General features: G+C 57.5%; 12 protein-coding genes. 8 read left to right on the top strand and 4 right to left on the bottom strand.

What is annotated here, in order from left to right; genetic code table 11:
• Positions 1–1,189, top strand: a 1,189-nt coding sequence (locus tag DD606_RS22190) for a sensor histidine kinase (protein WP_139158335.1), incomplete at its 5' end; no start/stop codon positions are given.
• 3 nt (positions 1,190–1,192) lie between these two features.
• Here DD606_RS22190 and DD606_RS22185 read toward each other — a convergent pair.
• Positions 1,193–1,810 (bottom strand): response regulator transcription factor, encoded by a 618-nt coding sequence (locus DD606_RS22185; RefSeq protein ID WP_003863061.1) that lies wholly within the window; start codon positions 1,808–1,810, stop codon positions 1,193–1,195.
• A 300-nt stretch (positions 1,811–2,110) separates the two neighbouring features.
• On the opposite strand from DD606_RS22185, the gene DD606_RS22180 reads away from it, so the two are divergent.
• Together DD606_RS22180 and DD606_RS22175 are read left to right on the top strand one after the other, a co-directional pair.
• The gene (locus DD606_RS22180) at positions 2,111–2,716 is read left to right on the top strand and encodes an ATP-dependent Clp protease proteolytic subunit (protein ID WP_003863062.1); all 606 of its coding nucleotides are present in this window, start codon (positions 2,111–2,113) and stop codon (positions 2,714–2,716) included.
• A gap of 134 nt (positions 2,717–2,850) precedes the next feature.
• The gene (locus DD606_RS22175) at positions 2,851–3,972 is read left to right on the top strand and encodes a cupin domain-containing protein (protein ID WP_129259140.1); all 1,122 of its coding nucleotides are present in this window, start codon (positions 2,851–2,853) and stop codon (positions 3,970–3,972) included.
• Positions 3,973–4,010: 38 nt separating this feature from the next.
• On the opposite strand, the gene DD606_RS22170 is transcribed toward DD606_RS22175, so the two are convergent.
• Positions 4,011–4,196, bottom strand: coding sequence for a hypothetical protein (locus DD606_RS22170; RefSeq protein WP_010427252.1), 186 nt, complete (start codon positions 4,194–4,196; stop codon positions 4,011–4,013).
• A gap of 219 nt (positions 4,197–4,415) precedes the next feature.
• Here DD606_RS22170 and DD606_RS22165 point away from each other — a divergent pair, with 219 nt between their 5' ends.
• The 3 genes from DD606_RS22165 (at position 4,416) to foxA (ending at position 7,970) form a co-directional block, all read left to right on the top strand.
• Entirely contained in the window at positions 4,416–4,649 is a 234-nt protein-coding gene (locus DD606_RS22165; protein WP_003863067.1) for a DUF2171 domain-containing protein, read from the top strand.
• A 134-nt stretch (positions 4,650–4,783) separates the two neighbouring features.
• Positions 4,784–5,740 (top strand): helix-turn-helix transcriptional regulator, encoded by a 957-nt coding sequence (locus tag DD606_RS22160; protein WP_063401826.1) that lies wholly within the window; start codon positions 4,784–4,786, stop codon positions 5,738–5,740.
• Positions 5,741–5,861: 121 nt separating this feature from the next.
• The gene (gene foxA, locus DD606_RS22155) at positions 5,862–7,970 is read left to right on the top strand and encodes a ferrioxamine B receptor FoxA (protein WP_129259138.1); all 2,109 of its coding nucleotides are present in this window, start codon (positions 5,862–5,864) and stop codon (positions 7,968–7,970) included.
• 81 nt (positions 7,971–8,051) lie between these two features.
• On the opposite strand, the gene DD606_RS22150 is transcribed toward foxA, so the two are convergent.
• Complete coding sequence (locus tag DD606_RS22150; protein WP_003863072.1) at positions 8,052–9,467, bottom strand: PLP-dependent aminotransferase family protein; 1,416 nt, start codon at positions 9,465–9,467, stop codon at positions 8,052–8,054.
• 176 nt (positions 9,468–9,643) lie between these two features.
• Here DD606_RS22150 and DD606_RS22145 point away from each other — a divergent pair, with 176 nt between their 5' ends.
• Positions 9,644–9,805 carry a DUF1127 domain-containing protein gene (locus DD606_RS22145; RefSeq protein ID WP_003863073.1) on the top strand — a complete coding sequence of 54 codons (162 nt, stop codon included), beginning with the start codon at positions 9,644–9,646 and terminating at the stop codon, positions 9,803–9,805.
• Positions 9,806–9,890: 85 nt separating this feature from the next.
• Here the strand turns inward: DD606_RS22145 and DD606_RS22140 are convergent, their stop codons facing one another.
• Complete coding sequence (locus tag DD606_RS22140) at positions 9,891–11,279, bottom strand: PLP-dependent aminotransferase family protein (protein WP_072139873.1); 1,389 nt, start codon at positions 11,277–11,279, stop codon at positions 9,891–9,893.
• 102 nt (positions 11,280–11,381) lie between these two features.
• Here DD606_RS22140 and DD606_RS22135 point away from each other — a divergent pair.
• On the top strand, positions 11,382–11,693 hold a 312-nt coding region (locus tag DD606_RS22135), incomplete at its 3' end, for a carboxymuconolactone decarboxylase family protein (protein WP_139158334.1).

Below are 11,693 nucleotides of genomic sequence, written 5' to 3'. Positions count from 1 at the left end.
GGCGGTTTCGCTGGAGACGGCGCGGCTTTACGCCGAGCTGCTGGCGGAAAACATCCAGCGCCGACGGGTGGAGAAAGAGCTGCGCGCCAGCCAGACCTCACTGATGCTGGGCGAGCAGATCAGCCATACCGGCAGCTGGCGCTGGGAGCTGGTGCAGGATCTGATGTTTATGTCTGAAGAGTACGCCCGTATCCTTGGCCTGCCGGAGCAGCAAAAGATGATCTCAATGGCGGAGTTTTTAACCTTCGTGCATGAGGACGATTATGGCCGGATCAGCACCCTCGTTAACCAGAGCGTGCGCGACGGGCTGTCGATGCGCGCGGAGTTTCGCATTATCCGCACCGACGGCTCCGTTCGCTACATCCTCGGGATTGGCGATCCGGTCGGCGTCGGCAGCGAAGTGAATGAGTATTACGGCATCATTACCGACATCACCAGCCAGCGGGCGGCGGAAGATGCGATGCGGGTGGCGCAGGCGGATCTGGCGCGAGTCTCACGGGCCACCACCGTCGGGCAACTGACCTCCTCGATCGCGCACGAGATCAACCAGCCGCTGATGTCGATTGTCTCGAACGCCGGCGCGAGCCTGCGCTGGCTCAACCGCGATCCGGCGCGGCTGGACAAAGTGCGCGAGGGGCTGGAGGAGATCGCCGCCGAAGGCGAGCGGGCAGGGGAGATCATTCGCAGCATTCAGTCTCTGACGCGCAAACAGGACCCCACGTTTACGCGTATTGATCTGCACTTCCTGATCCACCACATCATTATGCTTTCACGCAGCGAACTTGAGCTGCGACACATAAGCGTTGATTATCTTCTGAACGCTGACGACAGCTTTATCATCGGCGACAGCGTGCAGATCCAGCAGGTGCTGCTTAACCTGGTGATGAATGCGATGGAAGCGATGGCGGAAGTGACGGATCGCCCGTGCAGCATCACGATCTCCACCGCGAACTGCGGCGAGGGGAAGGTGATCTTTGAGATCGCCGATACCGGCAGCGGCATTGAGCCGGAGCTCACCGAGCGGATCTTTGACTCGTTCTATTCGACCAAAGCGCAGGGAATGGGGATGGGGCTGACCATCAGCGCCAGCATCATTGAACGGCACCGGGGGAAACTGAGCGCGCGCCGCAGAGAGCCGTACGGCACGGTATTTACCTTCGCGTTGCCGCTTGCCGGACAGGAGGAGTAACGGTTATTCCACTGGTTGATGTTTGGTCAGGCGCTCGACGGCCCTGACCAGTTCGGCCACGGAGCGGACCTGCATTTTCTCCATTACCCGGCGGCGGTGCACTTTCACCGTGATCTCACTGACGCCCAGCTCGGCGGCGATCTGCTTGTTGAGCTTGCCGCTGATGGCCAGCTCAAGCACCTCATGCTCGCGCGGCGTGAGGGACATGTGGCGCTGCTTCAGGGCGTAGTGCTCTTTGACGCGGGCGGCGTTGTGCTGTGCCAGTCTGAGCGCGGATTCGATGGAGCCGATGAGCGCGCTGGATTCAACGGGCTTAGTGAGAAATTCATAGGCTCCGCCTTTGATCGCCCGGACGGACATAGGGATGGTGCCGTGACCGGTGAGAAAGATGATCGGTATTTCCCGCCCGCTGGCTTTCAGCGCATCTGCGACATCAAATCCGGTTATCGTGGGCATCTGCATATCGAGGATCACGCAGGAGGGCAGATCCTCAAAGGGATGGCTGAGAAAGGCTTCTGCTGAGGAAAAGCCAAGGGCGTGCATATCCGCGGATTCCAGCAGCCTGACAACGGACTGTCTGACTGTGTCATCGTCATCAACCACATAAACAATGTGTTCCATTCACCGCCCCGGTGTGTGATCAGTAAATCATCGACAATAAAATAGCGCCTTTTTGAACGTAAGCGACTGTTTGCTATCCTCATTCATACTAACACATTAATTATTATTATCATTTACCAATATGAAGATGATATGAAAGTGTAATAAAAATGTGGCGAATTAGTTAGGAGTGGAGCGCTGTTTTTAGTGACCTTTCCGGGGGCGGAGCCAGCGCACGACACGCGATGTTTTGTGTGAGGACGCCGACGGGTAAAACAGGCTACACTCTGATTTTGAGCGCGACAAGCTGAGGACATAACGATGCACTACACACTGAAAAGCAGTGACGATAAAGAAAAAGCGGAAGGAACAAACGGCGCGGGCGCTCTACAGCAAAAACTGCTGGAATCCCGTTCGATTGTCATCTCCGGTGAAATCAACCAGGAGCTGGCCCAGAAAGTCATCACTCAGATGATCCTGCTGCAAAGCGTCAGTAACGATCCGATCAAGCTGTACATCAACAGCCAGGGCGGCCATGTAGAAGCGGGCGATACCATCCACGACTTCATTAAGTTTATCCGTCCGGAAGTACACGTTATTGGCACCGGCTGGGTGGCAAGCGCCGGGATCACCATCTTCCTGGCGGCGAAAAAAGAGCACCGCTACTCGCTGCCAAATACCCGCTTTATGATCCACCAGCCGCTGGGCGGCGTGCGCGGTCAGGCAACGGATATTGAGATCGAAGCGCGGGAGATCATCCGCATGCTGGAACGCGTGAACAAGCTGATTGCCGACGCCACCGGCCAGCCGCTGGAGAAAGTGAAGAAAGACACCGACCGTAACTTCTGGATGTCACCGGCGGAAGCGCTGGACTACGGCATCGTGGGCAAACTGATCACCCATTATGACGAGCTGAACCTGGATTAAGTTTTAGCCTGCGTGTGCGTCGGGTGACGGCTTCGCCTTACCCGACCTACACGCGCTCGATTGACCCATGACAAGTTCCCCCTCTGCTTTCTTACCTATAATCGCGCCTGTTTACCCTCTCACTGGTGCTAACCATGGCGTATCAACTGAACCTGAACTGGCCGGAATTTCTTGAAAAATACTGGCAAAAACAACCCGTTGTACTGAAAAATGCCTTCCCGAATTTTGTCGACCCCATTACCCCTGATGAACTGGCGGGTCTGGCGATGGAGCCGGAAGTCGATAGCCGCCTGGTAAGCCACGCTAACGGCAAGTGGCAGGCGAGCAATGGCCCGTTTGAGCATTTCGATAACCTCGGTGAAACCGGCTGGTCCCTGCTGGCGCAGGCGGTGAACCACTGGCATATGCCCGCCGCAGAGCTGGTGCGTCCGTTCCGCGTCCTGCCGGACTGGCGTCTCGATGACCTGATGATCTCCTTTTCTGTCCCGGGCGGCGGCGTTGGGCCGCATATCGATCAGTACGATGTGTTTATCATCCAGGGGATGGGCAGCCGCCGCTGGCGCGTGGGTGACAAGCTGCCGATGCGTCAGTTCTGCCCGCATCCGGCTCTGCTACATGTCGATCCGTTTGAGCCGATCATCGACGAAGATCTGGCGCCGGGCGATATCCTCTACATTCCGCCTGGATTCCCGCATGACGGCTTCACCCATGAAACCGCGCTCAACTACTCTGTCGGTTTTCGCGGGCCGAACGGTCGCGATCTGATCAGCAGCTTTGCCGACTATGCGCTGGAGAACGATCTGGGCGGCGAACACTACAGCGATCCGGATCTGGCCTGCCGCGAACACCCGGGCCGCGTGGAGCAGTACGAGCTTGATCGCATTCGCGAGATGATGATCGACATGATTAGCAAGCCGGATGATTTCACGAAATGGTTTGGCAGCTTCGTCTCCACGCCGCGTCACGAGCTGGATATTGCCGCCGCCGAGCCGCCGTATTCCGCAGAAGAGGTGCTGGACGCGCTTCAGGGCGGCGAAACGCTGTCGCGCCTGAGCGGCCTGCGCGTGCTGAACGTTAACGGCAGCTTCTTTATCAACAGTGAACAGCTGGAAACGGCGGATGTGAACGGGGCAGACGCGCTGTGCCGCTACACCGAGCTCGGCCAGGCCGAGCTGGGCGAGGCGCTGAATAATCCGGCGTTTGTGGACGAACTCACCGGGCTGATTAACCAGGGGTACTGGTACTTCGACGAGTAACAGCAGGCGGCGTTTAGTCAGCCTAAACGCCGCTACGTTCAAACCAGCATATTACACGCCTTCCAGTAGTTCAAAAGCCGCTCGTCGTCGCGCTCTTTCTCCGCTTTGATTTTCATCGCCTGGGCGAGATTTTCTCGCGATACTTCATGGCCTTTTTGCACGATGTCTAAAACCGCTTCACCAAGAGCCAGCGAAATTTCTGTCCGATTGTTGCGAATCGTCATAAATACCTCCTCGTTGGTTGCGATAAGTTAATTATGAACGGGAAATAATCAGTCGGTAATAATTCATCTCATTCTTATTTTTTCATTTCGGCGTTAAGTAGAATGAATATTCGGTTCTGTCAATGATGTTTCAAAATGCTAATAGGGCGTTTAAGCCTTAATTTATGCGCTACAGTTAATTTCGTGCAACAGGCAAATAACCGAAACAGGAGAATAATTATGGTAGATAAAAGCGCAATTAAGGATCACACTCAGGTTGTCGCCAGCTGCGGAACGCACGTCGGGGTTGTGGACCATCTTGATGGTGAACGTATCAAGCTTGCGAAGAGCGATCCGGAATCGGGCGGCAAGCACCATTTTATTCCTCTCGGCTGGGTTGATAAAGTCGAAGATAATAAAGTTGTCCTGACCAAAAACCATAAAGAGGTTTTTGCTGAGTGGCAGGAAGCATAAATATATCTCTCGCAAGGAAATATATGCCTTCGCTCCGGCTTCGTCCGGAGCGTAATAGTGTCTGCGCCCGGTGATTGCTGCCATTGCAAATGGATGGTACTGTTTTGCCTGTCCTTTCCCGATGCAGGCCCCGAATGATGCTCCAGAGTGAAAATAAATCAGCGAAACGCATATTTTTTGTTGAAGATTTTCAGGTATTCGGCGAGCGCTATGGCATCGACTACCGTTTCCCCCAGTTAAAAGAGGCGCAGGTCAGCGGTAGCCCCGTGTTGCAGGGGAATGTTGAAGAGATGATGCTCTCGTCCGGCATTTCGCTGACCCATTCCGACGTACGTGTATTACAGCCCTATGAAACCACCTCTCGCCACAGCAGCCCGCTCTATATGCTGGTGGTGCTGGAAGGGTGCGTGTCGCTCACGCTCAATGGTATCAATTATCCCGTCCGCCCGGGCATGGCGTTCAGCTCACGTCTGAGTGAAGATCAGGTAATGAGCGCGCGTCACGATGCCGACAGCACGCTGAAAACGCTCTCGTTTGGCGTGTACCCGCACGATGCCGGACGTGAAGCCTTGCTTGAGTCATTGCTTCTGGAATGGCAAAGCCTGAATGCACCCGCGTTTGTCTGGCAGGTTCCCGAGTTTGTGATGTCAGGTATTCTGCATGCGCAGCGGCAGGGGGTAAGCGTGCTTTCACGCAAGCTGTTGCTTGAGGGGCTGATGTATCAGCTGCTCGGCCATGGCCTCAACCAGCGCCAGCAGCCTTGCCCAAGCCGCCCTGAGCATGCGCGTCTTGAACGCGTGCGGAGCCTGCTGGAACAGTCTCCTGAACGGGAGCATACTCTCGCGCAGCTGGCAGCCCTGGCTGCAATGAGCCCAAGCAGCCTGCGTAGCAAGTTCCGTCAGCGCTATGGCTGCACCCTCTTCGACTATCTCCGCAACTGTCGCCTTGCGCTGGCGCGCCGCTATCTGCTGGAAGGCCACAGCGTGCAGCAGGCGGCGTGGATGTGCGGGTATCAGCATGCCACCAACTTCGCCACCGCGTTTCGTCGTCATTACGGGATTTCACCGGGTGACGTGCGCAAACTCCGCTAACGTAATTTCTCCTGTCGCGCGAATGCATCCCGTGCGGTTTAGCATCGCGCATACGTAACCTGGCTGTACGCATAGCCGTTTGCACTCTCAAAAAGGTAATAATTCTTATTAACAATAAGAAATATCTCTGGAGAGGGTTATGTTTGCTAAATCGCGTCTGGCACTGCTGGTGGGATGGGTTACCGGTAGCGTCGCTTTTCCTTTACTGGCGCAGGATGCCCAAAAAACTGACACCGTGGTGGTGACCTCGCAGATGCAGTCTGCGGCCACCAAGCTTGAAACACCGGATATTGAAACCCCGCAGTCGGTCTCTATCGTCACGCGCGAGCAGTTCGAAGAGCAGGGCGCAACCAGCGTGCGTCAGGCCGTGAGCTACACGCCGGGGGTCTACAGCAACCAGATCGGGGCGTCAAACCGCTTTGACTACATGGTGCTGCGCGGCTTCTCGGACGGCAGTCTGGACAACGTCTACCTCGACGGCCTGAAGATGATGGGCGACACCAATTCCCACAGCTCGCTGGTGGTTGACCCGTGGTTCCTGGACAGTATCGAAGTCGTGCGCGGTCCGGCCTCCGTGCTCTATGGCCGCTCATCGCCGGGCGGGATTGTGGCGCTCACCTCCCGTAAGCCATCGTTCGATCCTGGCGGGGAGATTAAGCTCTTCGCCGGTAACAATAACCAGCGTGGGGCGATGTTCGACGTGACCGGCCCGGTTGATGATAACGACCGCGTGGCGGTGCGCCTCAGCGGGATGACCCGCTATGCTGATTCCCAGTTCGATCCGCTCAAAGAAGAGCGTTACGCCCTGATGCCGAGCCTGACCTGGCGTTTCACCGACAACACCCGTCTGGATCTGATGGCCTACCTGCACCGCGATCCGGAAGGCGGTAGCCACTCCGGCCTGCCATATGAGGGCACCGTTGTACCGCACAGCGGTAAGAAAATCTCCAACACCTTCTTCGAGGGCGAGGACGATTACGACAAGTACGATCGTCGGGAAAACATGGTCGGCTATAACATCGAGCACCTGTTTGACAGCGGCTGGTCTGTGCGCCAGAAGCTGCGCTACCTGCACACCAAAGTCGAGCTGAACCAGGTGTATGCCGCAGGCTGGCTGAATGACACCGAGCTGAATCGCGGCTATTCCGGCTCTGACGAGAAGATGAACGCCATCATCCTGGATAACCAGGTCGACGGCAGCTTCGACACCGGGGAGGTGAACCACCGCGTGCTGATCGGCATGGACTATCAGGACCGCACCAACAACGTCACCGGCTACTACGGCGGCTTCCCGCCGATTGACGCTTTCCATCCTGTTTACGGTGCGAAGCCGGACTACATCACCCAGTACAGCAGGGAAAAGCATAAGCTTCGCCAGGCCGGTTACTACCTACAGGATCAGATGTCCGTTGACCGCTGGCGCCTGACGCTCGGCGGGCGTTACGACCAGGTGAGCGTGTCGAACGTCGACAACTTTAACCACACCCGCAGCGATCTGGATAAAAACAACTTCAGCAGCCGCGCGGCGCTGCTGTATCTGTTTGATAACGGCGTTGCGCCGTACGTCAGCTACTCCACCGCCTTTACGCCGACCAGCTTTGCCGACGAGCAGGGCAATATCCTGGATCCGATGAAGGGCAAGCAGTGGGAAGCGGGCGTGAAGTATGAGCCAGAGGGGATGAACAGCCAGTTCAGCGCCTCGGTGTTCCGCATCAACCAGAAGAACATTGCCACCAAAGAGGAGCCGACCGATCCGTACCGTTCCATTGGTGAAATCGAATCCGAAGGCGTTGAGCTGGAGGCGATTGGTCAGCTGACCGACAGCCTGCGTATGCAGGCGGCGTACACCTACACGGATATTCGCTACAAGAAGAGCAGCCCGGAAGAGGAGGGCAAGCGCGCCGTTTATGCCCCGCGTAACATGGCCAGCGCCTGGCTGAGCTACGACGTCAAAAGCGGCCCGTTGGACGGCCTGACCGTCGGCTCCGGCGTGCGCTATGTCAACGGGATCGCCAGCGATCGCCAGAACACCCATACGCTTCCGTCGTACACGCTGGTGGATATGACCGTAGGGTATGACCTGTCGAAAGTGGGGCTCACGGGCGTGAGCGCGCAGTTGAACGTCAATAACCTGACGGACAGAAGCTACGTCGCGGCCTGTAACTCTCTCTCTTACTGCTACTTCGGTGCAGAACGCAGCATTGTGGGCAGCGTTTCGTGGAAGTTCTGAGTTGTTGATTTTGCCGGGGGGCGGGAGCGGTTTTCTCCCTCTCCCTGTGGGAGAGGGGCGGGGTGAGGGCAAAATGCCGCACTACTCCTCCATCGCAATCACAATCGCTTCACCCATCTTTTTTAATGCCTCGCGATTTTTGTCTGTCGGCGGCAGCGCTACGTTGATCCGCAGGCAGTTGCGGTACTTCCCGGAGGCGGAAAACAGCGACCCGGCCGCGGCCTGGATCTTCAGCCGGCACAGCTGCTTGCTGACGCACACCATATCGACCGTCTCCGGCAGCTCAACCCACAGCAGGAAGCTGCCCTGCGGGCGGGTGACGCATATCTCTGCCGGAAAATACTGCCGCACCCAGCAGGTGTAGGTCTCCATATTCTGCTGATAAATCTGGCGCATACGCCGCACGTGGCGATGGTAATGGCCGTCGCGGATAAACGCCGCCACCGCCATCTGCGTGCCCGGCACGTTAAACCCGCCCGCGGCGTACTTCATGTGCATCACCCGATCGTAATAGCGCCCCGGCACAATCCAGCCGACGCGCAGGCCCGGCGCCACGGTCTTGGTAAACGAACTGCATAACAGCACGCGACCATCAATATCCATAGAATGAATGGTGCGCGGACGCGGATACTCCGCCGCCAGCTCGCCGTAGATATCATCCTCAACAATCACGATATCGTGCCGCTGTGCCAGGGCTAAGACCTGCTTCTTCCGCGCCTCCGGCATGATAAACCCGAGCGGGTTATTGCAGTTTGGCACCAGGATCACCGCCTTGATCGGCCACTGCTCCAGCGCCAGCTCCAACGCTTCGATGCTGATCCCGGTTTCAGGATCGGTGGGAATTTCAATGGCCTTGATGTCAAAGCCGCGCAGCATCTGCATGGTGCCGTGAAACGACGGCGATTCCACCGCCACGATATCCCCCGGTTTGCACACCGAGAGCAGGGCGATCGACAGCGCGCCGTGGCAGCCGTTGGTAATGACAATTTCGTTTGCCGCGACGGTGGAGCCGCCGTCCAGCATCAGGCGGGCGATTTGCTCGCGCAGCTCCAGGCGCCCGTCGAGCACGTCATAGCTCAGCATCTCGCCGGGGTTATGCTGCGCGATGCGGCTCATCTCGCGCCACAGGGGCTTCAGGCTCGGCTGGTTAATGTCCGGCGAGCCGCCGCCAAAGGAGATCATCTCTTTGTCGGCGCGGGCGTCCAGCAGCATCATCACCTCATCCCACTGGGTAACGTCCACCGGGCGCTGTACCGGACGGGTCATCGCCGGGACGGGCGGCTGGGCTTTGCGTTTCGAGACGAAATAGCCGGAGCGCGGCTGAGGCGTGATCAGCTGGAGGTTTTCGAGGATCTGGTAGGCCTGCTGTATGGTGCTGATGCTCACGCCGTGCTCCTGGCTCAGCGTGCGTACCGACGGCAGACGTTCGCCGCTGCGATACAGCCCTTGTTCAATGCGTTCCGCCAGGAGGTTGGCCAGATGTTGATAGCGCGTCATGCTGTATCCTTTATTTTCACCATACAGATTATTAAACCAGTACAGATTGCCGCAAAAAACGGCATGCAGATACCGTTTTAGCGGATCTGTATGTTAAACAAAAGTTGTTTTTGCATCTGTATTGCGCAGGTCGATTTCCAGGATGATAACCCCACTGGCACAGCGAGGAGAGCATCATGGAATTCTACGAGAATCGTTCAAAACGTCCGTTTATCGCGTTTGTCTGGGTAGCGAAAACGCTGCGTAACTGGTATCGCATCAACCGTACCCGCCGTATTCTGAGCCAGATGAGCGACGAGCAGCTCAAGGACGTCGGGTTATCGCGATATGATGTGTGAGCATAGGGTTGCCTGGTGGCGCTACGCTTACCGGGCCTACAGGAGACCGTAGGCCGGGGAAGGCGCAGCCGCCACCCGGTGGTTTTCAGCTCAACAGTTCTAGCGTCTGCCGTTTCGGCCTTTCCAGCAAATCCAGCGCCTCCTGATACGACCGCACGTTGTTATAGCCCATCACCAGCCCGTAGCGTTTTCCTGATCCGTGATACCACGCCGAAAGCGCATTGACCTGCAATTGCTGTTCCTGCCAGCAGCGGGCGATCTCCCGGTCAGCGCTTCCCTTTGCGAGGAACGCGACAATATGCATCCCGCCGTCGTTTTGCTCGGTGAAAAACAGATCGCCATATACCTCCTGCAGGGCGGCAATCATCCAGTCGCGGCGGGTCTGATAGAGCGCGCGCATCTTTTTCAGATGACGGAAAAAATGCCCTTCGTTGAGAAACGCGGTGAGGATCTTTTGCGTCAGCACCGGCTGGCCGCTGGTGAGGATGTCCGCGCTGTCGGTAAAGGCCCCGACGGTGCTGGCGGGCATCACCACGTAGCCCATGCGCAGCGATGGCATGATGGTTTTGCTGAAGGTGCCCATAAAGATCACCCTGTCGTGCTGGTCGAGGCTTTTCAGCGACGGCAGCACTTTGCGGGTGTAGTGAAATTCGCCGTCATAATCATCTTCGATAATCCACGCCTCGTTTTGTGACGCCCAGTCGAGCAACTGCTGCTTGCGCGGCAGGGAGAGCGTCACCGCCAGCGGGCTCTGGTGCGACGGAGTAACGATGGCGAAGCGGGCATCGTGGTGATTACGCAGCAGGTAGTCCGTATCCATCCCTGCGCGATCGACCGGCACGGTGTGCAGGCGGGGCACAATGCGCTTGAGCAACTGCTGGCCCATAAAGTAGCCTGGATCCTCAAATACCACCTTATCGCTGCGGCTGGCGAGCGTGTCGAGGATCAGGCGCAGGCTGCCGCTGTAGCCGCTGGTGATCATTACCTGTTCCGCAGTGCAGGATAACCCGCGCGAGATATTGAGATAGCGGGCTATCGCCTCGCGCAGCGGATACCAGCCCAGAACGGGCGGGTTGAGCATTTCATCCTGACGCATGGCGCGCGTCGCCTGGCCCGCCAGCAGCAGCCATTTTTTATAGGGGAAGCTGTCGAGCGCGGGAATGCCGGGGCGCAGAAAACCGGCTCGTTCGCGTTGGCTAATCAACGACGCCGGCAGCGTGCCGGTCGCTTGTTCTGTGGGGGCGTTTTGCGCGGGCAGCAGAAGATCCGGATTCACCCGCGTCCCGCGCGCGCCCTGGCTCACCAGATACCCTTCGCCCGTCAGAATGGCATACGCCGTCTCGACGGTTTTGCGCGCCACCTTCAGCTCTTCCGCCAGCAGGCGGATGGCAGGTACCCTGTCGCCCGGCTTCAGCACGCCGCGCATGATGTTGTCGCGATAGCGGGAATAAATCTCGTGATAGCCCGGCTTCATGTCCTACCTCATTTCACGCTTTTTGTATCTTTTTACTATGTCATGAACGGCGTAGATTTGCTTCATCGCATGACACATGCCGCACAAAAAAGAGGAAAGACAATGAGCACTCGCGTAAACCACCACAAAGCCACCCCTGCACTCACCAACGCGCTTTCCGCCCTGAGCATGGAAGTGGCGAAAACCTCTATTGATCCGGCGCTGAAGCACCTGATTGACATTCGCGTGTCGCAGCTGAACGGCTGTACGTTCTGTCTCGATATGCACTCAAAAGAGGCGAAAATTGCCGGCGAGCGCGAGCTGCGCCTGTACCATCTGGCGGCCTGGCGCGAGTCCCCGCTGTTCAGCGCCCGTGAAAAAGCGGCGCTGGCCTTCACCGAAGCGCTGACCCAAATCGGCGTTCACGGCGTGAGC

The sequence above is a fragment of the Enterobacter cloacae complex sp. GF14B genome, assembly GCF_004136805.1.
GTDB lineage: Bacteria > Pseudomonadota > Gammaproteobacteria > Enterobacterales > Enterobacteriaceae > Enterobacter > Enterobacter hormaechei_C.
The sequence above is the reverse complement of the archived record's forward strand: the minus strand, read 5'-3'. Positions and strand labels throughout refer to the sequence as shown.